Origin of the sequence: Rhizobium sp. Leaf371 (genome assembly GCF_001424045.1) — a bacterium.
Lineage (GTDB): Bacteria > Pseudomonadota > Alphaproteobacteria > Rhizobiales > Rhizobiaceae > Ferranicluibacter.
Genome location: NZ_LMQB01000012.1, coordinates 56,469 through 82,940, shown reverse-complemented (window position 1 = coordinate 82,940; position 26,472 = coordinate 56,469). Strand labels below are relative to the sequence as shown.

The following is a 26,472-nucleotide window of genomic DNA, read 5'->3' as shown; positions in this document are numbered from 1 at the left end:
CAGGGGCCTGCTCTGGGGACGACAATGAAGCATTAACCTTAATGCGGGGTAAATGCGGGATGACGGACGGGGACACGAAGGCGGGTGCTTCCAGCCCCCTCGTTCAGCCCCTTTCAGTCCACTTTGAGCCCTCTTTTAGCCTTGGGGCCTCAGATGATTACGTGCGATCCCAGTTCCACCACCCGGTTGGTCGGCAGGCGGAAATAGTCGGAGGGGTCGATGGCGGCGTTGGCCATGGCGATGAAGAGGCGGTCCTGCCATTCCGGCATGCCGGATTGCGCGTCCGGCACCAGCTTGCGCCGGCCGAGATAGAAGGAGGTCGACATGATGTCGAACTTCAGGCCGGTCTTGCGGAACAGGCCGAGCGTCTGCGAGACGTTCTGGGTTTCCATGAAGCCGAAGCGCATTTCGAGCAGGCTGAACCGGTCGGAGAGCTTCGTTGCGCTGACGCGGTGATGCTTGGGCACCACCGGCGTGTTCGTCGTGCGGATGGTCAGGATGAAGTTCTGCGCATGCAGGACGTGGTTGTGCTTGATGTTGTGCAGCAGGGCGGCGGGGGCGGAGTCCGGGTCGCTGGTCAGGAAGATCGCGGTGCCGGGAACCTCGACCGGCGCGTGCTCGCTCTTGCGCTCGATGGACTTGATGAAGGCGGCAAGCGGGATATTGGTGTGGTGCGTCTTGTCCTGCAGGATCTTGGTGCCACGCCGCCAGGTCCACATCACCAGCACGAAGCTGGCGGCGATCAGCACGGGCACGTAGCCGCCATCGTGGATCTTCAGCAGGTTCGCGCCGAGGAAGATCGATTCCAGGGCGAGCAACGGCATCAAGAGGCCGATGGCGAGCGCCAGCGGCCAGCGCCACCGCATGCGCACGAACTGGAAGGCGAGCAGCGTATCCACCACCATGGCGCCGGTGACCGAGATGCCATAGGCGGTGGCGAGCGATTCCGACGAGCCGAAGATGAAGACCAGTGCCATGACGCCGAACATCAGGATGATGTTGACGTTCGGCACGTAGATCTGCCCGGTATTGGTTTCCGAGGTGTGGAGGATCGCCATGCGCGGCAGGAAGCCGAGGTTGATGGCTTGCCGGGTCAGCGAAAAGGCGCCGGTGATGACCGCCTGGGCGGCGATGATGGTGGCGGCGGTCGCCAGGATGACGATCGGCAGCAGCGCCCATTCCGGAAACATCAGGTAGAACGGGTCCGACATCGCCTCCGGGTTTTTCAGCACCATGGCGCCCTGCCCCAGATAGTTCAGCGCCAAGGCCGGGAAGACGAGACACATCCACGCACCCTGGATCGGGCGACGGCCGAAATGGCCGAGATCGGCATAGAGCGCCTCGGCCCCGGTGACGGTGAGGAAGACGGCGCCGAGCACGACGATGCCGACGAAGCCCGCATGGATGAGGAAGCGCACTGCATGGTAGGGATTGAAGGCGGCGAGGATGCCGTAATCGTCCTGGATATGGCTGAAGCCGATGACGGCGAGCACGACGAACCAGACCACCATGATCGGCCCGAAGAACTTCGACACCGCCTCCGTGCCGCGCGACTGGACCGCGAAGAGCGCGAGCAGGATGACGACCGAGATCGGCACGACATAATCGCTGAAGGAGGGCGCGACGAGCTTCAGGCCTTCGACGGCCGAGAGGACGGAAAGCGCCGGCGCGATGATCGCATCGCCCATGAACAGCGCGGCGCCGGCAATGCCCATGAAGAACAGATAGGCCGAATGCCCGCGCGTGAACTTCATCAGCAGCGCCAGCAGCGACAGCGTGCCGCCCTCGCCGTTATTGTCGGCGCGCAGCAGGAAGATGACGTATTTCAGCGTGACGATGATCGTCAGCGTCCAGATCATCAGCGACACGAGGCCGATGATCTCGCCACGCGTCACGCCGTCGGCCGCCACCGGGCGCAGCGCCTCGCGGAAGGCATAGAGCGGGCTCGTGCCGATATCGCCATAGACGACGCCGATCGAACCGATGGCGAGGCCGAGATAGCCGTGCTTGCCGCCATGATCCCCATGGGCGTCGTCGCCACCATGGCCCTGGGCCGGCCCATGACCCGACCCGTGGGTCGGCTCTTTGGCTTGCCCGGCATCGACCGCCGTTCCCAAGCTCTCGGGAGCCTTGATATCCTTGTGCGCCATGCGAGATGATCCGGCTCGTCAGAGCCAGCCTTTCCAGCGGAAGATATAGAACGGGACGATGGCCGAGACCACCATGGCGACGAGGGCCATCGGATAGCCGTAGGTCCAGTGCAGTTCCGGCATCACCTCGAAGTTCATGCCGTAGAGCGAGGCGACCAGGGTCGGCGGCAGGAAGACCACGGAGGCGATGGAAAAGATCTTGATGATCGCGTTCTGCTCCACGCTGATGAGGCCGAGCGAGGCATCGAGCAGAAAGGTGATGTTGCCGAAGATGAAGGAGGCATGCTCCGTCAGCGACTGCACGTCGCGGGTCACGGTGCGGCACAGCTCCTTGGCTTCGCGCGTCTCCTGCAGAGCCGGCACGGTGTAGAGGAAGGTCAGCACGCGCGACAGCGAGGCGAGGCTGTCGCGGGTCTTGGCCACCAGCCGGTGATGCGAGGCGACGTCGAGCAGGCGTGCCTCCAGATAATGCGGCGGGCGGCGCTTGCTCTGGGTGCGGTCGCCGAAGACCTGCTGCGACAGCTTGTCGAGGCTGGCGACGGCCTGTTCCAGAATTTCGGCGGTCCTGTCGGAAATCGTCTCGAACAGGCGGGCGAGCATCAAGGCGCCGTTGGAGCAGCCGCCGACGATGCGCGGCAGGCCGGCACGAAAGAGGTCGAAGGCCTTCGGTTCGTCGTAGCGCACGGTGATCAGCTTGCCACGCGCCAGCACGAAGGCGACATCGGTGATATCGGGGTGGCCGCTATCGGCGCGACAGACGAGCGACGCCGTCATGAACACGGCATCCGGCGTCGTGTACATGCGGCTCGACGGCTCGATGTCCTTCAGGTCCTCGCGGGTGGGGATCTCGATCTGCAGATACCGCTCGATCATGTGATCCTCGGCCCGGTCCGGACGCAGCATGTCGATCCAGACGATATCCTCGGGAATCGTTGCCGGCGCCGAGGCGGCATCGATGACCATCGCCTCGCCGCGGGCGTCGTAGACAGTGATCATGCTGTGAACCTCGTGCCGCGGGCCGTGGTGACCGAAAGTCACGACAGCGTGCGGATATATCCCTGGGAGTGACCGGCGAAAGGCAGTGCGGAACGTTGGACCCTGACGAGCGGATGTGTGACGGGCGGACGTGTAACGGGCAGACGTGTGACGGGCGGACACGAGACCCTGCCATTGCGGCTGGCGACCGCGTCCTGCGCGCGACCGATCCGCAACGGGATCGCGACCGACCGGCGTGCGGAGAGGCATATGACGCATGGCCCTTGCAAAATCAACCGTCATCCGGTCCCCGTGCCATCCTTTAGCCACAGGACTTAACGGCCGTCGGCGCGGTAAAGTCAACCGGGATGTTAAAGACCGGCAGGCCGGGCGCCCCGGTCTATTCGAAGACGATCGACGGCATGTCGCGCGAGGTGTCGGCCTTGGCGGCGGAGACCTGTTCCCAGACCTTCGTGGCGATCTCGCGGTAGACGGCGGCGACCGGACCGTCCGGTTCCAGCGCCACCAGCGGCGTTCCCGCGTCCGACGTCTCGCGGATGGCGATGGTCAGCGGGACTTCGCCGAGGAAGGGCACGCCGATGCGCTCCGCCTCGTTGCGGGCGCCGCCATGGCCGAAGATGTCGTAGCGGGCGCCGGTATCGGGCGCGATGAAATAGCTCATGTTCTCGACGATCCCGAGCACCGGAACCTCGACCTTGCGGAACATGGCGAGCCCCTTGCGCGCATCGATCAGGGCCAGATCCTGCGGCGTCGAGACGATGACGGCGCCGGCCAGCGGCACCTGCTGCGCCATCGTCAGCTGGGCATCGCCGGTGCCGGGCGGCATGTCGACCACGAGCACGTCGAGCTCGCCCCAGGCGACTTCGCGCAGCATCTGCAGCAGGGCCGACTGGATCATCGGGCCGCGCCAGATCATCGCCACCTCCTCGTCCACGAGAAAGCCCATCGACATGACCTTGAGGCCGTAATTCTCCATCGGCTTGATGGTCTTGCCGCCGATCTGCTCCGGCCGGCCGGAGATTTTCAGGAGACGCGGCATGGAGGGACCGTAGATATCGGCATCGAGAATGCCGACCCGCAGGCCGTTGGCATGCAGCGCCAGCGCCAGGTTGGCCGAGGTGGTGGACTTGCCGACGCCACCCTTGCCGGAGGCGACCGCGATGATGGCGCCGACGCCGGGAATGCCGGCCTTGACCGGCCCGCGCGGCGCGGCATTGGCACTGGCATTGGAATTGGGATGGGGATGGGGATGGTGCGAATGGCCGCCGGCCGCCGGCGGGCGACCGGGTGCCGTGTCTGAAGCCGGGGCGACGGGCGCGGAGGTGCGGGGTGCGGGGGCGCCGGCCTTGCGGTCGGCGGTCAGCGCGACCATGGCCCCCTTGACGCCGGGAATGTCCTTGACGACGCGTTCGGCGGCGGCGCGCAGCGGATCGAGTTCGCGGGCGCGTTCGGCCGGCACCGTGATCGAAAAATAGACCTTGGCATCAGAGATGAAGACGTCGGAGACGAGGCCGAGATCGACGATATTGCCTTCGAGCTCCGGCCCGCGCACGGCCCTCAGGGCGTCGAGGACCTTGTCCTTGCTCAGCTCGGCATTGTCTGCGGCCATTCTCGTCTTCCTTGCGCGACGACGCGCGAGAAGCGCATCTCCTGCCGGTTAGATAATCGAGCCGGGCCGCTTCGCCAATGGATCGGCTTGGGAAAAGACGCAATGACGGAAGCGGGATGTGGCAGGCCGCCTCCGAGGCTCTGACATGACAAAGGCCGCCTTTTGCATCCGTGTCCGTTCATCCGGGATCACGTCAGCGAAAGACGGCCTTGTTCGCGACCTTCTGGGGCGCAGTTTTTATCGTATGGTCCCCTCTGGACCTTGCTGAAGATGATGCAGGAAGCGTGCCAGTTTCAAACAGGCGGCTTTCACGGCGGAAGCGCTGAAATCCTTTGGCATTTGCTCGATTCGAGAGCAAATTTTCATGCGCCTGCATCTTATTCAGACGCTCACACCGATGATGGCGCTGCGGCGCTCAGCTGATCAGGCCAAGGCGCATGGCCTTGACCACCGCCTGGATGCGGTTCACGGCCTCGAGCTTCTTGGCGACATGGTTGAGGTAGTGATTGACGGTGTGTTCGGAGAGGCCGAGAATCTCGGCGATTTCCGAGCTGGTCTTGCCGGCCGCCGTCCAGTTCAGGCACTGGATCTCGCGGTCCGACAGGTCGATCTTCTGCCGTTCCTTCATCGTACCGCGAATGTTGACCATGCGATTGTAGACATGCAGGCAGATCATGTGCAGATCGGTCATGACCTCGACGGCCAGATCGGTCTGGCCGCTCAGAAGGATGAAGACGGCGCGTCCGCCGGCGGCATCGTGCACCGGGAAAAAGAAGGCTTCGCGAAAGCCCATTTCCTCGATCACCGCCTCGCGTTCGGGATGGGACACGCCATTGATCATCGTGGCACATTCGCTCGGCACCATCCGGAAGGGCGTGGTGGTCGTCCGCAAGGCGAGGAAGGCCTGGTCCTCGAGAAGCGAGGCGGTCGAGTCGTATCGCCGCAAGACATCTTCGGGGATGTTGGAGAGAATGGTGATGTGCGCGAAATTCGTCTCGTCGATCGTCGGAAGCGTGCAGAGGAGATAGAAGGGGAAGCCGCGCTCTGCGGTCATGCGCGTCATGAAGGCGACGATGTCGTCGCGCGTTTCCAGCCGGGCGATCTCCGCAAGGTGGCTTCCAGCCACGCCGCCCTGCTTTACCGCAGCCGAGATCTCGGGATCGGGGATCGTACCGCTCACGTCAGCCATGAAGTGCCCCTACCCTTCCTCCATAGGTCACATCCCCATGGCGGGTCACATCCTCCATAGGGGTCGTATCGTCCATAAGGGCCCTGTTCCCCATGGGGGCATGGTCTCCATGGCTCAGGCGCTCGGGCAACGCGGCAGACCGAGCCGCGCGCGTCCCTCCTCCAGCCTGCAGATGCACCGCATTCACGCGATCAACCCGGCCCTTAGAGCCTTGGCGATGGTCTGGACGCGGTTGACGCTGTCGAGCTTCCGGGTCGCCCGGTTGAGGTAATGATTGACGGTATATTCCGAAAGGCTCAGCAAACGGGCCATTTCCACGGTGGTCTTGCCACCAGCCGCCAGCCGGAGGCACTCGATCTCCCGACGGGACAGTGAGCCCGGCGCGCGGCGGGAGGCCGACCAGATCTCGCTCAGGCGATTGAAGGCGTGGCCGGCCACGAAGGTCACGGCATTGAGTTCCTGCTGGCTGAGTTCCGGCCGGTCGCCGCCGAAGGCCACCGCGCTGCGACGCCCGTCGGCATCATGCACCGGGATGAACACCATGCGGCCGAAGCCGGACCGCGCGAACAGGCCTCTGGCGCTCTGAACCGCTATTCTGGCGAAGGCCAGCGGCGAGCTGTTGTCGACCGTGAACGGCACGGTGCTGACCCGAAGCTGTTCGAAAACCGGGCTCGTCTTCAGAAGGCCGAGATCGTCATACTGCCTGACGATCTCCATCGACCAGTTCGTCATCATCACCAGTTTGCGGAGCATCGGAACCGACCGTGACGGCAGGGCAATCACGGCGAAGCCCTGGAACGCGTAATGCGCGCAGATGCTCTCGAATACGCGGCGGACGTCGCTCTCCTCCTCCAGATTGCCGATCGTCCAGCTGTTGCCGGCCACGACAATCTCGGGCGAGACAAATCTCGAACCCATGAAAATTCCTCTGAATGCTTTCGCTAAAGACCGCCACCAATTACAGAATGAGCCCCGAGTTCCATCATCTGCAACGATACCGGTATACTTTTTCGCACCTTGCGGCGGTTGTCCTAGTATAATTGAAGTCTGTCAGACGTCTACCGTCACGTCCCAATTTGTCTGATAAATACACAAGGTTGATCACAAAAATTTTTCTTACATATCCCCGATTGAAACCGGCCCCAAGCCAACAGCCGCATCGTGTGCGATGGCGTTCGCAACGTCCTTGACAAGCCCCGACCAGGCCTCCAATTGCCCCAGCGTGACACGGTAAGCGGGTCCCGTGACAGAGATGCCACCGATTACGCCTCTCTGATAGGCCCTGTTCCCTGTCGCGGCGCTGTCGCCGCCGTCTCCCGTGGTGACGGGTGCGGCCACGCAGCGGATTTCCACCTCATGTTCTTCCGCGTCTATGGCATAGCCTTTCTCACGGATCCGGTCCAGATCGGCAACCAGAGAGCCTTTCGACCGGTGCGTGTTCGCCGTAAAAGGGTGATAAGACATCGCTGCAAGACTGGCTTCGAGGCGGGCCGGTGACAGCGCCGACAGGGCGGCCTTCCCCAGGCCCGTGCAGTAGGCCGGCGAAACGCGGCCGATCTGGCTCTCCATCCGCACGGTCTGGCGGCTCTCCACCTTGTCCAGATAGATAATCTCCGTCTTACGAAGGACGCCCAGATGGACTGTTTCGCCGGTTTCCGCATGCAACCGATCGAGATGCGGCCGGGCGATCCGTCTCAGATCGTTGCGCGACCAGGCCCGATGCGCGAAGGCGAGAAGGCGCAGGCCCGGCTCGTAGGCAAGATCGGCGCGCTGGAACAAAAGGCCTTCCTGAACCAGATGCGAGAGATGGCGATGCAGGGTGCCGCGCGGCTGGCGCGAGAGCGCATGAATGTCGGTGAAGCGAAGCGGCACATCGGCATTGACGACCAGATCGAGCACGGCCAGGGCCTTGCCCAGCGTTCCCGTATCCTGCGCCGCCGCGCGGCTTTCGCCGCTTTCTCCGCTTTCGCCCTTTTCGACCCTGGCACCCCTGTCGCTTCCACCGCCGATGTCGCCGATCGCTGTCATTCGGACTCCCGTCTTCCAGCCCCTCTTTTCAAGCTGCGCAGAAGCGTGCTTCGCGCGGAAAAGCCTGCGTGCGCCGCAGCTTTCCGCCTTGACACTCGCAGGTGAACTAGCCGATATTCCACATAGTAAACGCTTGTTCCGAATATTGGAACGCCTTTTTGCAATGGCTGCCTGGAGGGAGGGCGTCGACAGCATGCCCGGCCCCTCTGCAGTGTTTTCGGATCTGGTCGATCGCGGCATTCTCGTCACAGGCGGAGCCTCGGGTATCGGTGCGGCCCTGGTCGAGGGCTTCCTGCGTCAGGGCGCAAGAGTCGCTTATATCGACAATGACGCAGATACGGGACGGGAAGTTTCACGACAGCTAAAGAATGTCGGGCCGCACGCGCCGCTGTTCATCGAGGCCGATCTTCGCGACATCGCCGCCATCCCGGCGCTCGTCGAGCGCGCAGCCGCGGCGCTGGGCGGTCTCAAGGTGCTCGTCAACAATGCCGCCCGCGACGACCGCCAGCGCTTCGGCGCCATCACCGAGGCCGACTGGGACGGCAATCTCGCCATCAACCTGAAGCCGTTCTTCTTCATGAGCCAGGCCGCAGCACCGCATCTCGCGGCCGGCGGCGGCGGCGCCATCGTCAATTTTTCCTCGATTGCCTATCTCCTCAATATGGGCGAGGTTCCCGCCTATGCGACCGCCAAGGCCGGGATCGTCGGCCTGACGAAATCGCTTGCCGGCGCGCTCGGCCCCTCGGGCGTCCGGGTCAACGCGCTGCTGCCGGGCATGGTGGTGACCGAGCGGCAGAAGGCGCTGTGGCTGACGGACGAGACGATCGAGGCGATGCGCCGGCGACAGTGCATTCCCGAAACGCTTGATGCCGACGACCTCGTCGGCCCCTGCCTGTTCCTCGCCTCCGACTGTTCGGCGCGGATGACGGCCCAGACGATGATCATCGACGGAGGTGTCTTGTGACGACAACGGCAAGCTATGCGGCGGCAGACTGGGGAACGTCGAGTTTCCGGATCTGGCTGATCGGCGAAACGGGGGAGGCCCTGTCCGAGCGCCGCAGTGCCGAGGGCATGACGACGGCCGCAAAGACCGGCTTTTCCGCCGTGCTGGAACAGCATCTGGAGGCGATGGGCGCCAGCCGAAGCCTGCCGGTGGTGATCTGCGGCATGGCCGGGGCGCGGCAGGGCTGGGTTGAGGCGGGCTATCTCGACACGCCGGCCGCCCTGTCCGAGATCGTCCGGCATGCGGTCGTGGTGCCCGATGCGGCGCGCGACATCCGTATCCTGCCGGGGCTCGCCCAGCGCGATGCCGCCATGCCCGATGTCATGCGCGGCGAGGAGACGCAACTGCTCGGCAGCGTCGGCGCGCTCGCCGGCACGCGGCTCGTCTGCATGCCGGGCACGCACAGCAAATGGGTGCGCGTGGCCGACGGCACGGTCGAGCGGTTCTCGACCTTCATGAGCGGCGAACTGTTCGACGTCGTGTCGCGACAGTCGATCCTCAGCCACGCGGTGGCGGAGGCCGGCGCCTTCGACGGCACGCATCCGGCCTTCGTGGCAGCGGTTGCCGAGGCCATGGCCAATCCCGGCATGGCGACGAACCTGCTCTTCACCGTTCGCTCCGGCCAGTTGCTGCACGGGCACGGCCCGACGGAGGCAAAGGCGCGGCTGTCGGGCCTGATGATCGGCCTGGAGATCGCGGGCGCGACGACGCTCGCGGCCGATGCGCAAGGGGCGATCAGGGGGGCGGTCAGGGCGCCGGTCAGCCTCGTCGCCTCCGGCCCGCTCGCCGGGCTCTATACGCAGGCGCTGACGGCCGCCGGCCTCACGAGCGAGCTGATCGACGCCGACGAGGCCGTCCGCGACGGGCTGGCGGCGGCGGCACGCGCGCTGTGGCCGGCGTGACCGGCCCCCGCCCCTGCGGTTTCAAGCCATTTCGAGATCTTTCCAGAAAGACGACATCATGACACGCGTTCCCTTTCCCACCATGAAATATCCGCTGATCGCCATCCTGCGCGGGCTGAAGCCCGAGGAAACGGAAGCCGCGATTGCGGAACTCGTCGAGGCCGAGTTCACGGCCATCGAGATCCCGCTGAACTCGCCGGACCCGTTCCGCTCGATCGAGATCGCCGTGAAGACGGCGCCGGCCAACTGCCTCATCGGTGCCGGTACCGTGCTGACGAAGGATCAGGTCGAGCAACTGGAGCAGGCCGGCGGCCGGCTGTTCGTCAGCCCCAACGTCGATGTGGACGTCATTGCGCATGCGGCCTCCAAGGGCATGGTGACCATGCCCGGCGTGTTCACGCCGACGGAAGCGCTGGCGGCGGCGGGCGCCGGTGCGACGGGGCTCAAATTCTTCCCGGCCAGCGTGCTCGGCGCGTCCGGCATTTCGGCCATCCGCGCGGTGCTGCCGACCGATCTGGAAATCGCGGCCGTCGGCGGCGTGTCGGAGACGAATTTCGCGGAATATGCCAAGATCGGCATCAAGAGTTTTGGCCTCGGGTCGAGCATCTACAAGGTCGGCATGAGTGCGGCGGAGATCGGCGCCCGCGCCCGCATCACCACCAAGGCCTACGACGCCGTTTATGGAACATCGGGCTATGGAGCATCCGCATGAGCGCCTCTGCAAAGATCGTCAGCGACAATCCGTCGGAACTGGGCGAAGGTCCGGTCTACGACCCCTCCACCGGCACGGTCTGGTGGTTCAACATCGTCGGGCGAGAGCTGCACGGGCTGCATCTCGACAGCGGCGCGAAGAGTGTCCAGCCGCTGAATTTCCTTGCCAGCGTCATGGCGCTGGTCGATGGCGAGCGTCAGCTGATCGCCAGCGATCAGGGCCTGTTCCTGCGCGATGCCGAGACGGGCGCGTTCGAGACATATGCCGACATCGAGGACAAGCCCGGCAACCGCTCCAATGACGGCCGCGTGCATGCCTCGGGCGCGCTGTGGATCAGCACGATGGGCCGGAACGCCGAAAAGAACGCCGGCGCGATCTATCACGTCGCCAAGGGCACCGTGACGCGCATCGTCGGCGACGTCACCATCCCGAACGGCATCTGCTTTTCGCCGGACGGCCGCACCGGCTATTACTCCGACACGGGCCTCAACCGTTTCATGCGCGTCGCGCTCGATCCGGCAACCGGCCTGCCGACGAGCGCGCCCGTGCTGATGGCCGAGGAGCCGGAAAGCGAAGGCGGGTTCGACGGCGCGGTGTGCGATGCCGAAGGCCTGATCTGGGTCGCGCGCTGGGGGGCCTCCGCCATCGACGTCTATTCGCCCGAGGGCAAGCGCGTGGCGCGGCACAGCGTGCCCGTGACGCAGCCGAGCTGCCCGGCCTTCGTCGGGCGCAGCGCCGACCGCGTGCTCTTCACCTCGGCCTGGCAGGGAATGGACGCGGCGGCCCGCTCCACGGATGCGGATGCCGGCAAGACCTTCCTGCTCGACGTCGCGGTCAAGGGCCGGTTCGAGCCCGTCTACAAGCTCTGACCGCTTCCGGCATGCGCGCCTCTCGACAGAGAGCGCGTCATCGCCGATTTACAGTCGAGACGACAAAAAGTAGGACAATTTGGGAACGGCCGAAGCGCCGCGCCAAAGGGAGGCTTCCATGAGCGACGAGAAGAAACGGGAACTGAGAAGCCGCCACTGGTATGGCGGCACCGACAAGGACGGGTTCATCCACCGCTCCTGGATGAAGAACCAGGGCTTTCCGGACCATGCCTTCGACGGACGTCCGATCATCGGCATCTGCAACACCTGGTCGGAACTGACGCCCTGCAACAGCCATCTGCGGATTCTCGCCGAAGGCGTGAAGCGCGGCGTCTGGGAGGCCGGCGGCTTCCCGGTCGAATTCCCTGTCTCCTCGCTCGGCGAAACCCAGATGCGGCCGACGGCCATGCTGTTCCGCAACCTGCTGGCCATGGACGTGGAAGAGGCCATCCGCGCCTATGGCATCGACGGCGTCGTGCTGCTCGGCGGCTGCGACAAGACCACGCCCGGCCAGCTGATGGGCGCCGCCTCGGTCGACCTGCCGACCATCGTCGTCTCCTCCGGCCCCATGCTGAACGGCAAATGGCGCGGCAAGGATATCGGCTCCGGCACCGACGTCTGGAAATTCTCCGAGGATGTGCGCGCCGGCAAGATGAGTCTGGCGGAGTTCATGGCGGCGGAAAGCGGCATGTCGCGTTCGCCCGGCGTCTGCATGACGATGGGCACGGCCACGACCATGGCCTCGGTGGTGGAAGCCATGGGTCTGTCGCTGCCGCTGAACGCGGCGCTGCCCGCCGTCGACGCGCGCCGCATGGCGCTGAGCCACATGACCGGCAAGCGGATCGTCGACATGGTGCACGAAGACCTGCGCCTGTCGAAGATCCTCACCAAGAAGAATTTCGAGAACGGCATCGTCGCCAATGCGGCCGTCGGCGGCTCGACCAATGCGGTCGTGCATCTGCTGGCGATCGCCGGACGTGCCGGCGTCGATCTGACGCTCGACGATTTCGACCGCGTCGGCGCGCAGGTTCCCTGCATCGTCAACTGCATGCCCTCCGGCCAGTACCTGATCGAGGATCTGGCCTATGCCGGCGGCCTGCCCGCCGTGATGAACCGCATCCAGGATATGCTGCATGCCGATGCGCCGACCGTCTACGGCTGTCCCATCTCGGATTATTACAAGGATGCCGAAGTCTTCAACGACGACGTCATCCGGCCGCTCGACAATCCGCTGCGCAAGGCCGGCGGCATCCGCATCCTGCGCGGCAACCTGTCGCCCAACGGCGCCGTCATCAAGCCGTCGGCCGCCAGCGAGCACCTGCTGGTGCACGAGGGCCCGGCGCATGTGTTCGAGACGATCGAGGACATGAAGGCGCAGATCGACGATCCCGACCTCGACGTCACCGAAGACACGATCCTCGTGCTGAAGGGCTGCGGCCCGAAGGGCTATCCCGGCATGGCGGAAGTCGGCAACATGCCGATCCCGCGACGGCTGGTGGAAAAGGGCGTGCGCGACATGGTGCGCATCTCCGACGCCCGCATGTCCGGCACGGCGTTCGGCACCGTGGTGCTGCATGTCAGCCCGGAAGCCCATGCGGGCGGGCCGCTCGCCATCGTCAAGACCGGCGACCGCATCCGTCTCGACACGCTGAAGGGCGAATTGAACCTGATGATCCCGGACGAGGAATTCGCCGCGCGCATGGCCGCCTGGGTGGCGCCCGAGCCGAAATGGACGCGCGGCTATTACAAGCTCTACCAGGATACGGTTCTGCAGGCCGACAAGGGCGCGGATCTCGATTTCCTCGTCGGCGGCAGCGGCAGCGAGGTGTTCCGCGAGAGCCACTGATCGATCGCTTGAGGGCGCTTGAGGGCGCTGGACGGCCGGCCACAGCATTTGGCCGGTCGATATTGACGAGATGGCCTGCCGAAAGTTCCGCTTTCCGCAGGCCATTTTTTTTCGGAACCACTTTCCGGGACGAGCCGTTCTCTCAGCATCACCGGTGCGGCGTGTTTGAACCCCGCGCCACGATCCGAGAAGAAACCGAATAGGAAGGTTACATCATGACCAACAAGCTCGTTACTTCCGTCGCCGCCGGCGCCCTCTTTGCCGGCATCGTCGCCTTCGCACCGTTCGCCTCCGCGCAGGATGCCGCACAGCCGGCACCGGCCGCACCGATGGCAACCGACAAGGCACCGGCCGCAGCCGCACCGATGGGCACGCAGGCCTCCTCCGGTGACTACATCACCGAACAGGGTGCAGACCAGATCGCTGCCAGCACCTATCTCGGCCAGTCGGTCTACAACTCCTCGGATGAAAGCATCGGCGAAATCAACGATGTGATCTTCTCCAAGGACGGCTCCGTCGAAGCAGCCGTGATCGGCGTCGGCGGCTTCCTCGGCATCGGCGAAAAGAACGTCGCCGTACCGCTCGACAAGGTGACGGTCGCCGAAGTCCCGAACTCCGACGATCTGAAGCTGACCACGACCGAAACGGCCGACACGCTGAAGTCCGCACCGGAGTTCAAGACGAAGGCCGCCCAGGTGGCCGAGCAGAATTCGGCAACCCCAGTCGACGGCTCCACCACCTCGTCGACGACGCCGATGGCGCCGGCCGGCAACAACACGATGGCGCCCGCCGGTGGCGCTGCCCCTGCCGGCCAGCCGGCCACGACGAACCCGTAATCCGCTTCAGTTGGATTATCGAGCGGCGGTGCGAAAGCACCGCCGTTTTCGTTTGTTCGGCTGAGAGACGAGACGCGTTCAGATCGCGATTGGACGCTTGGCGTCCGTGGGAAGGTAGCGCTCGCGCAGATAGCGCAGGGTCGCAGTGGCATCGGCGGGCTTCCCGTAGAAATAGCCCTGCCCCATGCCACAGCCGAGACCCTTGAGCTTCAGCGCCTCGGCGAAATCCTCGATGCCTTCCGCCACAACCTCGAGGCCGAGACCGTCGCACATGGTGACGATCGCCTTGATGATGTGCTCGGAGGCCCGATCGTTGACGATGCGGCAGACGAAGGACCGGTCGATCTTCACCTTGTCGAAGGTGAAGTCGCGCAGCCGCCCGAGGCTCGACTGGCCGGTGCCGAAATCGTCCAGCGAGATGCGCACACCGGCGTCCCGCAGTTCCTTGACGATCTTCTGCGCCATATCGGCATCGCTCATCATCGCCGTCTCGGTGATCTCGAGTTCCAGGCGACGCGGATCGAGGCCGACGCGGTGGATGATGGCGAGCACGGTGCTGCTGGTCGACAGGTCCATGAGCTGCGCGGAGGAGAGGTTGAAGGAGAGGAACAGCTCCTTCGGCCAGAGCAGTGCGGCTTCCGCCGCCTTGCGCAGCAGGGTTTCCGAAAGGGCATCGATGAAGCCGCGCTCTTCGGCCAGCGGCACGAACACGGCGGGCGAGACATAGCCGAGATCCCTGTCGCACCAGCGCGCCAAGGCTTCGAACCCGACCACCATGTCCGTATCGAGACTGACGATCGGCTGGAAATGCACGTCGATCTCGTCGGCGATGATGGCGTTGCGCAGGGCCTGCTCCAGCTGCGTCGCGCGCCGCATCTCCTGGGCGATTTCCTGCGAATAGACGGTGATCTGCCCGCGCCCGCGGCGCTTCGACCGATAGAGGGCGGTATCGGCGCTCTTCAGCAGATCGTCATAGGCCTCGCCGGCAAAGGGATAGACCGCAAAGCCGAAGGAGGCGGAGAGACGGACCGTGCGCTCGGCCAGATCGAAGGGCGCCTGCAGCACTTCCTTCAGCATATGGCCGATCCGCTCGGCGCCCTTGCGCTCGAAGACCAGCGGCAGCACGAAGGCGAATTCGTCATTGCCCATGCGGATGACCGTCGAGCCATCCGGCATGCAGGCTTCCAGGCGCCGGGCGACCTGGCAGAGGATCTCGTTGCCGGCATCGTGGCCGAAGAGATCGTTGAGCGGCTTGAAACCGTCGAGATTGGCAAGGCCGATGGTGAAGGGTGCGGGATCGGCGGCGCGTTCCGTCGCGATCTCGCGCACCGTCTCGCGCAGGCGGTTGGCATTGCCGAGCCCCGTCAGCGGATCGACGAAGGCCAGGGCATGAAGATCGGTGGGATAGCGTGATCGCGCGGCGGGGTCGTGCAGGGCGGACGGATGATACTCCGCAGGCACGTCGCCGGCGCGCGGGGACATGGCCGCATAGACCGCCGGCCGGCTCTGCGGGGCAACCCGTGACCGCTCCTTCTGGCGCGAAGTCTTTTCGTCCTGATCCATCGCGGAGGTCCTGCACATCTCAGTCGGCACGCTGACCGCTTGGACCATGGTGGCAGACCATTAAGAAATTGCAACAGCCGGGATCCCTAATTCTCGTGAGACTTGCATAAAGGCAAATAAATCCGGAGACTAAGTACTTGTGGGTGCAGTATATCTTCAACTATCGTGAAAAGCGTATCAGCGCTGCTGGCGATAGTCAGCGCCGTTTTTCAAATACTGGTTGCGGACGCGCTCGATCATGTCGGGGCTGATCGGCTTGACGATGTGATCGTCCATGCCGGCGGCACGTGCCTGTTCCAGATCGATGTCGAGCGCCTGCGTCGTCACCGCGACGATCGGCGTGCGGACGGACAGGCGCGCTTCCGCCGCCCGGATCGTGCGGGCCGCATCGAAACCGTTCATGACCGGCATCGAGACATCCATGAGGATGAGCTGCGGGTGATACTGCTGCCAGAACCGCACGGCCTCTTCGCCGTTGGCGGCAATCCGATAGGACAGGCCGAGCCCTTCGAGGATCTGGGAGAAGACGAACTGGTTGATGTCGTTGTCCTCGGCAACGAGGACATCGATGTCGGAGGTCGAGCGTCCGGCTTCCGGCAGGACGATTTCCCAGTCGGCGGGCGACTGCAACAGGTCGGCGGGCTCGTTGTTTTCGATCGCACGTGCCGCCTGTGCCGGACCGGCCTGCAGGGCCTGAAAGACGGCCTCTTCCAGCGCCTCGTCGGTCCAGGCCGGATCGAGAACGAGAGCCGACGGGCCTGAATCGGCGCCGGTGCCCTTGCCGGGCGCGACCCTATCGGCGAGCGCCGCGAAGGCGGGATGGAGGAGCACGAGATCGAGGCCGAGTTTCTCCGTGCGGATTTCATCGAGAAAGGCCGTGACTTCGGACGCGGACCGCAGGGCGCAGACCTCGTGGCCGAGACCCGAGAGAAGCACGACGAGATGCGCCTCGCGGAAGACGTCCGGCGTCACCACGAGAATGCGACCGCAGGTCTCCGCGCTTGCAGCCTTCGGCGGCTCGGCCGGCAGTACGAGCGTTTCGGGCGCGGCCCGCGCCGGATGGGCGAGGACGTGCAGGTCGAGCGCCCGGTAGGGATCATGACAGTTCTGCGCCGGTTCGAACGCGCCATAATGCTTGACGGCGAGGCTCCGTGCCAGCTCCGACGAAATCGCGCCGTCCTCGAAACCGACGACGACGTCGGTGACGTCGTTCATGCAGGTGACGAGCAGGCCGCGCTGCGCGTCGCCAACGCGGTATTTGTGCGTGACCACCCAGCAATCGTCGCCGTTCGCGCGAACGATCTGCTCCGGCAGGCTGTAGTCGCGGCCGGTCTCCAGCACCATGCGATCGGATTTCTCGAACTTTTCGGCCAGATCCGGCTCGATGAAATCCCAGACGGAACGCCCGAGAATCTGATCGGCGGTCATGCCGTGCAGGTCGCAGAAGGCCTTGTTGACGCCGATATATTTCAGGCTGCGGTCTTTCACGCAGATCGGATTGGGCAGGCCGTCGAGAATGCCCTCCGTCATTTCCGCCCGTTCCAGATCGAGCGCGAGCCGCTCCTCCTTCTTCTTCAGTTCGGAAACATCGGTCATCGAAACGACGCAGAGGCCGCTTGCCAACCGGCGCTTGCGCACGCTGATCCAGCGCTGCTGGGCGATGCGCTCGACCACGTCGTAGCGCTCGCGCCAGTGCAGGGAGACGCGTTCGGAAATCCATTCCTCGCGATTGACGCGCCGGCGGCTGCTTTGCGTCACCGTGCCGGCGCGGACGCCGAGATCGAACACGGCACCGAGAAAGTCGCGCAGCCGCGTGCCGCGGGCAAGAAGCCTGTCCTCGACGGGGTAGAACTGCTGTATCGGCTTGCTGGCAAAGATCAATTCATCGTTGCGGTCGCAGATGAAGATCGCCAGGCCCAGCGCATCCGTGACCGCTTCCAGCAGAGCGTGCTGGACAGGTGCGCCAGATGACGCGACATCATTCATTCACGGCCTCACAGTCCTTGACGGGCATTGACGGGAACATGCCGACGTCACGACCCTGACCGGGCGTGGCGTTTGTTCCGGATGCGCGCGGTCAGCATCGCGATCGCTCCGGCGCAGCGACGGCCGACGAGCGGGCGGGGCTGCGACATCTTTTCGTCCAGTGCGTCAGGTCCGTGTTCGCCGGCAGTGCCGGTGCGGCAAGTCCCCTTCGACATCGGCACCCCGCCCCTGATTCGACGGTGCGGCTGCCATGATCCGACACAGAATGTCATAGCCGGCTTAATGCACCCTTAACCCTCCATAATATGAAACCGTGAAGGCACAAGCGCGGATCGCGCGGGGGATATCGTTGCGACGCGGGCATCCGGTCCTTGGCGGGACGCTGCGAATGACGGAGAATGCGCCATGGCCATTACCCTTCTGTCCGAAACGCTCATCAACCAGATCGCTGCCGGCGAAGTCATCGAACGGCCGGCGAGCGCCGCCAAGGAGCTGATCGAGAATGCGCTCGATGCCGGAGCGACCCGCATCGAGATCGCCACCGCCGGCGGCGGCAAGACGCTGTTGCGCGTCGTCGACAATGGCTGCGGCATGGGCGCGGACGATCTGGCGCTCGCCGTGCGCCGGCACTGCACCTCCAAGCTCGGCGGCGGCCTGTTCGACATCCGCACGCTCGGCTTTCGCGGCGAGGCGCTGCCTTCGATCGGGTCCGTCGCGCGGCTGACGATCGCGAGCCGCCCAAGCGGCAGCGACCACGGCGCCGAAATCGCCGTGCATGGCGGCGTGGTGCAGGCCGTGCGGCCGACGCCGGCAAACCACGGCACGGTGGTGGAGGTGCGCGACCTGTTCTTCGCGACCCCTGCCCGGCTCAAATTCATGAAGACGGAGCGCGCCGAGGCGGCGGCGATTTCCGAGGTGGTCCGGCGCATGGCGATCGCCTTTCCGGGGGTGCGCTTCCTGCTGTCGGGCCCGGACCGCACGACGCTCGAATTTCCCGCGACCGGCGACGATCGGCTGGAGCGCATCGCCCAGGTGCTCGGCCGGGATTTCCGCGACAACGCCATCGAGATCGATGCGGAACGCGACGAGGTGCGCCTGACCGGATTTGCCGGCGTGCCCACCTTCAACCGGGGCAATTCGCTGCAGCAATATGTGTTCGTCAACGGGCGGCCGGTGCAGGACAAGCTGATCTTCTCGGCCCTGCGCGGCGCCTATGCCGAGACCATTCCGCAAGGGCGCTATCCGATCGCCGTCCTGTCGATCGCGATCGATCCGGCGCTGGTGGACGTCAACGTGCATCCGGCGAAGTCGGACGTCCGCTTCCGCGACCCCGGTCTCGTGCGCGGCCTCATCGTCGGGGCCATCCGCCAGGCGCTCGCGGCAGAGGGCGACCGGTCCTCGACGCTCGGGGCGCGCGGCCTGGTGAACGCCTTCCGTCCGGAGGGGGCCGGCGGCATGGGATTGGCATCCGGCGCCGGGCGCGGTTTCCCCGGCCCTGGTGGCCAAAGCGGGTATGGCAACGCGGCCGCCGCGCCATGGGCCGCGGAGCGCTCGCCGTATCGCCCGCTGGAGACGGACCGCCGCGGCTTCGGCGAGGCGGCACAGGCGGCCTTCACCGCGTTTGCGCCGTCCGCGCGGATGGCATCGGAGCCGGTGGAGCCCGAGACGGGCGGCACGGAGAGCCCTTCGCCGAGCCATCCGCTGGGCGCGGCGCGGGCGCAGCTGCACGAGAACTACATCGTCGCGCAGACGGACGACGGGCTCGTCATCGTCGATCAGCATGCCGCCCATGAACGGCTGGTCTACGAGAACCTGCGCAAGGGCCTTTCGACCAAGGCGCTTCCGGCGCAGGCGCTGCTGATCCCCGATATCGTCGATCTCGCGGAGGACGATTGCGACCGGCTGATGGTGCATGCGCAGGAACTGTCGCGGCTGGGGCTGACCATCGAGCGCTTCGGTCCGGGTGCCGTCGCGGTGCGGGAAACCCCCGCCATGCTCGGGGAAATCGATGCCGCGGGGCTCATCCGGCAATTGGCCGACGAGCTGGCGGAATGGGACACGGCCAGTGGCCTCGCCGGCCGGCTGGAGGCACTTGCGGCCACCATGGCCTGCCACGGCTCGGTGCGCTCCGGTCGTCGCCTGCGGCCCGAGGAAATGAATGCGCTGTTGCGCCAGATGGAGGCGACGCCCGGCTCCGGCCAGTGCAATCACGGGCGCCCCACCTATATCGAGATCAAGCTCGCCGATATCGAGCGCCTGTTCGGGCGCAGCGGATGAGATCGACGGGCAAGGGCCGGCCGGTGCAAGAGCGCTGGCAAAACGGCTGGCGAAGGTTTACAGCGGCGCATTGCGGGTTGGACCACCCCAGGATGCAGCGAGCAAGGGATCAGAGACGATGAACCGGTATGAAGGCAGCGGCAACAGGCTCGCAAAGATCCGATATCTGGATGGCGACTTCAACGTCATCCTGCCGGGCTCCTTCGTCATCTGCGCCATCACCGGGCGGGAGATCCCGGTCGAGGAACTGCGCTACTGGAGCGTGGCGCGGCAGGAACCCTATATCGATGCGCAGGCGGCCTTCGATGCCGACAAGCGCGCGGGCATCCTCCCCGGCCAGACGGCCGGCGCACAGGTGTCCGTTACACCCTGACCGATCCGTTGGAAAGGACGCCCGGCTTCAGCCGCCGCTGCGGCGGAGCAGCCGTTTGCGGGCAGCGGCCAGGGCGGCGTCGATCATCTTGTCGGGGGCCGCGGGATCGTCGAAGACGATCTCGACGTCGATGACGCGGACCGCGCGCGCGAGGTCGCCGACGCGGCTTGCCGGATGGCCGGCACCATGGCCCGTGTCCAGACGGCCCGTGTCCAGACGCACCCGGTCCTTGGCCGTCGTCACCAGAGTGAGCCCGGCGGCTTCGGCCTCGTCCAGCAGGGCTGCGATTTCGTCTTCGTCCAGATGATGATGATCCGGGAAATCCCGGCTCGTCACGATCTCCGCCCCGGTCGCGCGGACCGTGCGGTAGAATTTCTGGGGATCGGCGATGCCGGCGAAGGCGAGCACGCGCCGGCCGTTCAGCGAGCCGTCGTCCTCGTGCACGATATCGGCCACGAACACCGCCTTGCCGGCCCGCGCCGCGGTTCGGACCACCGGGTCGGCGGCCGCGTCCCGGCCGATCTTCAGGAGCGCGGACGCATGGCGCAGCTGGTGGCCGAGCGGCGCGCGCACCGGGCCTGCCGGCACGAGATGGCCGTTGCCGATGCCGCGCCGGCTGTCGATGACGAGCAGCGCATAATCGAACACGAGGCGCGCGCTCTGGAAGCCGTCGTCCATGATGATGAGATCGACGCCGGCCGCCGCCAGCCGCTGCGCGCCCTCGACGCGCTTGCGCGAGATCACGGTGGGCGCGGCGCGGGCGAGCAGCAGCGGCTCGTCGCCCACCTCCTGCGCCCGGTGATGATCGGGATCGACCAGCGTCGTCACATCCAGCGACCCGCCATAGCCGCGGCTGAGGAAGCCGGGCCTGAGGCCGCGGGCGATGGCGGCCCGGGCGATCGCGATCGCGGTCGGCGTCTTGCCGGCGCCGCCGACGGTGAAGTTTCCGACGCAGAGGACGGGAACGGGCGCGGCCCAGCGGCGGGCGCGGTCCATGCGGCGGCCCGCGATGCGGCCATAGACCCAGCCGACAGGGCTCAGCGCCCGCGCGGCCCAGCCGGGCTTTTCCCACCAGAAGGGCGGCGCTTCCGAGACCATCAGACTGCGGCTTCGTTCAACGGCTCGCCCTCGCCCGCCTCGGCAGGCGGATGCCGGTCGAGGAGCGCGAGAAGCTCGGTGATATCGGCAAGGCAATGGTCGCTGGCCGCAGCGAGCGACTGGCGCGAGCCGGTGCCGGTGAGGACCGCGACGGTGAGGCCGGCGCCCGCGCTTCGCCCCATATGCATATCGTGATTGTTGTCGCCGACGACGACCACCTCGTCGGGAATGAGCCCGGTGGCGGCGCAGAAGCCGTAGACCATGCCGGGTTCCGGCTTGACGCCATAGCCGCTGTCATAGCCCGCGACATAATCGAGGCAGTCCGCGAAGCCGAAACGCTCGGCCGTGCGGCGGATGGAGGCCTCGTTGTCGCTGGAGGCGACGCCGAGCTTGTAGCCGCGCGCGCGCAGCGTCGCAAACAGCGCGGCGAGATCGGTGACCGGCACGGCGTAGGCGGCGGAGCGGGAGAAAAGCTCGTCGAGGGCCGAGGTCAGGGCCTCGCGCGTCCAGGCCGCGCCAGCCTCCACCATGCCCTCGGCAATCTCGACGGTATTGCCCGCGGCAAGCAGGCTGTCGGCGGTGACGACGCCGGTCTCCGGGTCCATGCCGGTGGCACGCAGCAGCGTCGCGCCGAGGTCTGCGTCATCCCGCGAGGCGATGCGGGCGATCTCATAGTTCACCGGCACCCAGCTCTTGGCATAGTCGAGCAGCGTCCCGTCCTTGTCGAAGAGGATGCCGGTGATGGGTATCGGATGCGGTGCCTTGATCATCTCGGCGGTCTTCCCCAGGATTTGAAACGCGCAGGCTTCGAAACGCGGATGACGGCAACGTCCGGGCTAGACATCGTCGCGCGGCAACAGGCGCGCCTTCACCGTCAGCGGGTTGATGTAGGGCTCCAGCCCGCGGATGGTTGCCGACAGCGCGCCGCGCATTTCGTGCACGGCCTCCTGGCCGGCCTCGATCATCTTGCGGCGGACCTCGTCATTGGTCAGAAGATAGTGCACGCCCTTGGCCAGCATCTCGGGATCGCGGACGATCTTGGCGCTGCCGTTCTTGGCCAGCGCCTGGTAGGTCTCGCGGAAATTCTGGACATTGCCGCCCGACAGGATGGCGCAGCCGAGCATGGCCGGCTCGATCGGGTTCTGTCCGCCCTCGCCGAACAGCGACCGGCCGACGAAAGCGACATCGGTGAGGCGGAGATAGAGGCCCATTTCGCCGACGGTATCGCCAAGCAGAACGTCGGTTTCCGCCGTCACCGGATCGTTGCGGGTGCGGCGCGCGACGGTCAGCCCCTTGCCGACCAGCATGGCCTCGATCGCTTCGCAGCGCTCGGGATGGCGGGGCACGATGATGGTCAGAAGCGCGTTGCGCTCCTTCAGCGCCAGATGCACGGAGCCGGCCGCAGCCTCCTCGCCCTCGAAGGTGGAGATCGCCGCCCAGGTCTTGCGGCCCTCGATCTGCTGGCGATACTGGCGCAGCACGGCCGTGTCGACCGGCGGCGCGTCCGTATCGACCTTGAGGTTGCCGGAGACCATCACGGGCAAGGCGCCGAGCGTGCTGAACCGCTCGGCATCGGCCTCGGACTGGGCGATCACGAGCGCGAGGTTCTCGAAGATGGCGTCGGCAAGGTTCGGCCGCTTCTTCCAGCGCGCGAAGCTGCGATCCGACAGGCGGCCATTGACGAGAATTTGCGGAATGTGGCGCTTGCCGAGTTCCATGATGGTCATCGGCCAGATCTCGCTCTCGGCGATGATGGCGAGGTCCGGCTCCCAGTAGTCGAGAAAGCGGGAGACGGACGGCTTGAAATCGAGCGGCACGTATTGGTGGATGGCGATATCGCCCAGCCGCTCGGTCACGACGCGGGCCGAGGTGGTGGTGCCGCTCGTCAGCACGACGGCGATGCCGCGGCGGTGGATTTCCTTGATCAACGGCACGACGGAAACGGTTTCGCCGACGCTTGCCGCATGAAACCAGACGAGCGGGCCTTGCGGCCGGGCCGCGCTGGGAAAGCCGTAGCGCTCCTGACGGCGCGCCCGGTCTTCCTTGCCGCGCGCGGCGCGCAGAGCGAGATACGACCAGACGAGCGGATAGACGGCCGTTCCGACCCAGCGATAGCCCGAGAGAGCCATGCGCGCGAAGACGCGCGTCATGGGGCGCAATCCACAGGGAACCAGGCCATCCTACGATCGTCATGCCCGGCCGGACTGGCGACGCGGTTTCTGGCGGCGCGGTTTCTGCCGGCCGGACCCCGACGGGCGGGACGCGACGGCCCGGACACGCGCATGCCGCGTCCGCCCGAAACCATCAGAGCTGGCCTGGGTCGAGCAGGCGGTGCATGTGGACGATGAAGTAGCGCATATGCGCGTTGTCGACCGTCGCCTGTGCCTTGCCGCGCCATGCAAGCAGTGCGCTCTCGTAGTTCGGGAAAATGCCGACCACGTCGAGCTTGTCGAGATCGCGGAACTCCACGTCCTTCAGCGTCTTTAGCTCGCCACCGAAAACCAGGTGCAACAGCTGCTTCTTGTCCGTCATGTTTGCCTCTTTGTGTCTAAGTCTTCGTCTTGTCGCGCGCTCATCGACTGGTGATGTGCGGCATCCCGCCGGAAAGGTCAATGCCCGTGCAGACCGGCCGAGGCCTCCAGAAGGGCCGGCAGAGCGGGCAGCGCGGCGGCGCAGAGAACCTCGTGGCGCACGCTCGGGCGGTTGTAGGTCAGAGGCTGGCCATCGAGGCCCGCAAGCACGCCGCCGGCCTGTTGCAGGATCAGGTCGGCTGCGGCAAGATCCCAGTCGTGGGCGTTCTTCTTGACCACCGTCCCGTCGATCCGGCCATCGGCGATCATCGCGATGCGATAGGCCAGCGAAGGAACGTGGGACACCCGCGCGACATCCTTGCCATAGCCGGCCTTGAGCTTGGGCAGCAGGTCCTCGGCGATGGCGAAGCGCAGCGGCTGGCCGGCAACCGGCCTGGAAACCCGGATCGCGACGCCGTTGCGGCGGGCCTCCACGCCGTCCCTTGCCTGATAGAGCTCGATGAGGGCCGGCGCGTAGAGGACGCCGGCGACCGGCCGGCCCTTGTGGACGACGGCGACGCTGACGCACCAGACGTCCTTGCCCGCGATGAACCCGCGCGTCCCGTCGATCGGATCGACCACGAACACCGTGTCGCAGCCGAGCCGCGCCTCGTCGTCGTCCGTCTCCTCCGACAGCCAGCCGTAATTGGGCCGGGCCGAGAGCAGGCGCTCCTTCAGGATGTCGTTTGCCGCGTAATCCGCCTCGCTCACCGGCGAGCGGTCCTCGTTCTTGTAGCGGACGTCGGGATTCTTGCGGAAATAGGTCAGGGCCTTCTCGCCGGCGGCCATCGCTGCCGTTGTGATCAGGTCCAGATCCCTGGTCCACTGATCCGGCGGGTGATGGTCGGCGTTCATGGGCTTCCTTTCGGTGTGGTTTTGCTGCGCGTCAGCCATGCTGCATCAAACGGGCCGCATCAAACGGGCCGCATCAGACAGCCCGCGTCAAACAGGCGAAGTGCGGCCAAAACATGGTGGCCGCACGGTCATCCCGCGCTTTCGGTTTTCGCCGTCGGCTGTCGCCGGGACGACCCTATTTTCCGGCGAGCGTCATGCCTTCCACGGCGATCGTCGGAGCGGCGACCGAGTAGGTGCGGTCGATGTCGTCTGCCAGCGTCAGGGCCATGAACATCTGCTTGAGGTTCGAGGCGATGGTGACCTCGGAGACGGGAAAGGCGATCTCGCCGTTCTCGATCCAGTAGCCCGAGGCGCCGCGGGAATATTCGCCCGTCAGCATGTTGACGCCGTGGCCGATGAGTTCGGTGACGTAGAAACCGGTGCCGACGCTGCGGATGAGCTCCTCGCGCGAGATGTCGCCCGGCTCCAGCGCGAAATTTGTGGACGACGGGTTGACCGCCGTGCCGCTGCGCGCGCCGCGGCCGTTCGTCTCCAGCCCGAGTTCGCGGGCCGTGGCGGTGGAGAGGAACCAGTTTCTGAGGACCCCGTCCTCGATCATCGTCATCTTCTGCCCGGTCACGCCTTCGCCGTCGAAGGGCCGCGAGCCGGAGCCGCGCACGATCAGCGGATCGTCGGTGAGGTTGATGCCGGGCTTCAGGATGCGCTCGCCCATCTTGTCCCGCAGGAAGGTGGTCTTGCGCGCGACCGAGGCGCCGTTGATGGCACCGGCGATATGGCCGGCAAAGCCGCGGGACACGCGCGGATCGAAGACGACGGTGACGTTCTTCTGCGTCTCGACCTGGCGCGGATTGACGCGGGCCGCAGCCCGTTCCCCGGCATGACGGCCGATATCGGCGGCGCCCCGCAGGTCTGCGAGGAACAGGGCGCTGTCGAAGTCGTAGTCGCGCTCCATTTTCGTGCCCTCGCCGGCAATGGCGCTGACCGACAGGCTGAAGCGGGTGCCCATATAGGCGCCGGAAAAGCCGTTGGAGGTGACGAGCACGAGGCCGCCCATGCCGGTGGAGCCGCCGGCCCCGCTGGTCTTGGTGACGCCGGGCACGGCAAGGGCTGCGGCTTCCGCCTCGAGCGCCCGTTCGGTCAGCTCTTCCGTGGAGATTTCGCTCGGGTCGAACAGGTCGAGATCGGGATAATCGCGGGCGATGCGGGCATCGTCGGCGAGCGTGGCAAAGGGATCTTCCGGGGAGGCCTTGGCCATGGCGACCGCGCGCTCGGCCAGAACCTTCAGGTCGAAGCCGGGATTGGCGGAAACGCTGGCGACGCGGCGGCCGACGAAGACGCGCAGCGAGAAATCGTCGCTCTCGGAACTGTCGGTCGCTTCCACCTTGCCGAGGCGCACCGACACGGAGCGCGAGCGCCCGCGCAGCACGACGGCGTCGGCCTGATCGGCTCCCGCCTTTCTCGCAAGGTCCACGAGCTCGGCGGCTCGCGTTTCGAGTGCGGCGGAATCAATCGTCTGGGGCATGAATTGGCCTTTCCTTCCCGTCCCATTTATTGTGCACTGGCCCGGGCATCAAGGGCGTGGCACGATTCTCACGGCAAGCACGCCTTAT

General features: G+C 65.8%; 22 protein-coding genes. 8 read left to right on the top strand and 14 right to left on the bottom strand.

Going from position 1 to position 26,472, the window contains the following annotated elements:
• Positions 1 to 149: 149 nt before the first annotated feature.
• From ASG39_RS08405 to ASG39_RS08380, 6 genes are all read right to left on the bottom strand, one after another.
• Positions 150 to 2,150, bottom strand: a complete 2,001-nt coding sequence (locus tag ASG39_RS08405; protein WP_082477073.1) for a potassium transporter Kup — start codon at positions 2,148 to 2,150, stop codon at positions 150 to 152.
• A gap of 18 nt (positions 2,151 to 2,168) precedes the next feature.
• Positions 2,169 to 3,146, bottom strand: a complete 978-nt coding sequence (locus ASG39_RS08400; protein WP_062594575.1) for a magnesium transporter CorA family protein — start codon at positions 3,144 to 3,146, stop codon at positions 2,169 to 2,171.
• 379 nt (positions 3,147 to 3,525) lie between these two features.
• Positions 3,526 to 4,755 (bottom strand): Mrp/NBP35 family ATP-binding protein, encoded by a 1,230-nt coding sequence (locus ASG39_RS08395; RefSeq protein ID WP_062594574.1) that lies wholly within the window; start codon positions 4,753 to 4,755, stop codon positions 3,526 to 3,528.
• Positions 4,756 to 5,170: 415 nt separating this feature from the next.
• Complete coding sequence (locus ASG39_RS08390) at positions 5,171 to 5,944, bottom strand: LuxR family transcriptional regulator (protein ID WP_062594573.1); 774 nt, start codon at positions 5,942 to 5,944, stop codon at positions 5,171 to 5,173.
• A gap of 183 nt (positions 5,945 to 6,127) precedes the next feature.
• Positions 6,128 to 6,862: an autoinducer binding domain-containing protein gene (locus ASG39_RS08385; protein WP_062594572.1), complete on the bottom strand. Its 735-nt coding sequence runs from the start codon at positions 6,860 to 6,862 to the stop codon at positions 6,128 to 6,130.
• A gap of 198 nt (positions 6,863 to 7,060) precedes the next feature.
• Positions 7,061 to 7,861 (bottom strand): IclR family transcriptional regulator, encoded by an 801-nt coding sequence (locus ASG39_RS08380; RefSeq protein ID WP_062594904.1) that lies wholly within the window; start codon positions 7,859 to 7,861, stop codon positions 7,061 to 7,063.
• Positions 7,862 to 8,165: 304 nt separating this feature from the next.
• Here ASG39_RS08380 and ASG39_RS08375 point away from each other — a divergent pair, with 304 nt between their 5' ends.
• From ASG39_RS08375 to ASG39_RS08350, 6 genes are all read left to right on the top strand, one after another.
• Positions 8,166 to 8,936 carry an SDR family oxidoreductase gene (locus ASG39_RS08375; RefSeq protein WP_062594903.1) on the top strand — a complete coding sequence of 257 codons (771 nt, stop codon included), beginning with the start codon at positions 8,166 to 8,168 and terminating at the stop codon, positions 8,934 to 8,936.
• Positions 8,933 to 9,877, top strand: coding sequence for a 2-dehydro-3-deoxygalactonokinase (locus ASG39_RS08370; RefSeq protein WP_062594571.1), 945 nt, complete (start codon positions 8,933 to 8,935; stop codon positions 9,875 to 9,877). The genes ASG39_RS08375 and ASG39_RS08370 overlap by 4 nt, the downstream gene beginning before the upstream one ends.
• A 58-nt stretch (positions 9,878 to 9,935) precedes the next feature.
• Positions 9,936 to 10,589: a 2-dehydro-3-deoxy-6-phosphogalactonate aldolase gene (locus tag ASG39_RS08365; protein WP_062594570.1), complete on the top strand. Its 654-nt coding sequence runs from the start codon at positions 9,936 to 9,938 to the stop codon at positions 10,587 to 10,589.
• A complete protein-coding gene (locus tag ASG39_RS08360; protein WP_062594569.1) occupies positions 10,586 to 11,458 on the top strand; it encodes an SMP-30/gluconolactonase/LRE family protein in 873 nt (290 codons plus the stop codon). The genes ASG39_RS08365 and ASG39_RS08360 overlap by 4 nt, the downstream gene beginning before the upstream one ends.
• Before the next feature lie 118 nt (positions 11,459 to 11,576).
• Positions 11,577 to 13,304: an IlvD/Edd family dehydratase gene (locus ASG39_RS08355; RefSeq protein ID WP_062594568.1), complete on the top strand. Its 1,728-nt coding sequence runs from the start codon at positions 11,577 to 11,579 to the stop codon at positions 13,302 to 13,304.
• A 215-nt stretch (positions 13,305 to 13,519) separates the two neighbouring features.
• On the top strand, positions 13,520 to 14,140 hold the full coding sequence (locus tag ASG39_RS08350; RefSeq protein ID WP_082477071.1) for a PRC-barrel domain-containing protein: 621 nt from the start codon (positions 13,520 to 13,522) through the stop codon (positions 14,138 to 14,140).
• A 78-nt stretch (positions 14,141 to 14,218) separates the two neighbouring features.
• Here the strand turns inward: ASG39_RS08350 and ASG39_RS08345 are convergent, their stop codons facing one another.
• On the bottom strand, positions 14,219 to 15,703 hold the full coding sequence (locus ASG39_RS08345; protein ID WP_244481181.1) for an EAL domain-containing protein: 1,485 nt from the start codon (positions 15,701 to 15,703) through the stop codon (positions 14,219 to 14,221).
• 177 nt (positions 15,704 to 15,880) lie between these two features.
• Positions 15,881 to 17,689, bottom strand: a complete 1,809-nt coding sequence (locus ASG39_RS08340; RefSeq protein WP_062594567.1) for a response regulator — start codon at positions 17,687 to 17,689, stop codon at positions 15,881 to 15,883.
• Positions 17,690 to 18,094: 405 nt separating this feature from the next.
• Here ASG39_RS08340 and mutL point away from each other — a divergent pair, with 405 nt between their 5' ends.
• The gene (gene mutL / locus ASG39_RS08335) at positions 18,095 to 19,966 is read left to right on the top strand and encodes a DNA mismatch repair endonuclease MutL (RefSeq protein ID WP_062594566.1); all 1,872 of its coding nucleotides are present in this window, start codon (positions 18,095 to 18,097) and stop codon (positions 19,964 to 19,966) included.
• A gap of 118 nt (positions 19,967 to 20,084) precedes the next feature.
• The gene (locus ASG39_RS08330) at positions 20,085 to 20,339 is read left to right on the top strand and encodes a DUF2093 domain-containing protein (protein ID WP_062594565.1); all 255 of its coding nucleotides are present in this window, start codon (positions 20,085 to 20,087) and stop codon (positions 20,337 to 20,339) included.
• A 27-nt stretch (positions 20,340 to 20,366) separates the two neighbouring features.
• Here ASG39_RS08330 and lpxK read toward each other — a convergent pair whose 3' ends face one another.
• The 6 genes from lpxK to ASG39_RS08300 all read right to left on the bottom strand — a co-directional run bounded on the left by lpxK (position 20,367) and on the right by ASG39_RS08300 (position 26,384).
• On the bottom strand, positions 20,367 to 21,437 hold the full coding sequence (gene lpxK, locus ASG39_RS08325) for a tetraacyldisaccharide 4'-kinase (protein WP_062594564.1): 1,071 nt from the start codon (positions 21,435 to 21,437) through the stop codon (positions 20,367 to 20,369).
• Positions 21,437 to 22,207 carry an HAD family hydrolase gene (locus ASG39_RS08320; RefSeq protein WP_062594563.1) on the bottom strand — a complete coding sequence of 257 codons (771 nt, stop codon included), beginning with the start codon at positions 22,205 to 22,207 and terminating at the stop codon, positions 21,437 to 21,439. The genes lpxK and ASG39_RS08320 overlap by 1 nt, the downstream gene beginning before the upstream one ends.
• A 66-nt stretch (positions 22,208 to 22,273) precedes the next feature.
• Complete coding sequence (gene waaA / locus ASG39_RS08315) at positions 22,274 to 23,587, bottom strand: lipid IV(A) 3-deoxy-D-manno-octulosonic acid transferase (RefSeq protein WP_062594562.1); 1,314 nt, start codon at positions 23,585 to 23,587, stop codon at positions 22,274 to 22,276.
• Positions 23,588 to 23,741: 154 nt separating this feature from the next.
• Positions 23,742 to 23,969 carry a DUF4170 domain-containing protein gene (locus tag ASG39_RS08310; RefSeq protein WP_062594561.1) on the bottom strand — a complete coding sequence of 76 codons (228 nt, stop codon included), beginning with the start codon at positions 23,967 to 23,969 and terminating at the stop codon, positions 23,742 to 23,744.
• Positions 23,970 to 24,046: 77 nt separating this feature from the next.
• A complete protein-coding gene (locus tag ASG39_RS08305; RefSeq protein WP_062594560.1) occupies positions 24,047 to 24,862 on the bottom strand; it encodes a 3'(2'),5'-bisphosphate nucleotidase CysQ in 816 nt (271 codons plus the stop codon).
• A gap of 175 nt (positions 24,863 to 25,037) precedes the next feature.
• On the bottom strand, positions 25,038 to 26,384 hold the full coding sequence (locus ASG39_RS08300) for a TldD/PmbA family protein (RefSeq protein ID WP_062594559.1): 1,347 nt from the start codon (positions 26,382 to 26,384) through the stop codon (positions 25,038 to 25,040).
• Between the last annotated feature and the right edge of the window lie 88 nt (positions 26,385 to 26,472).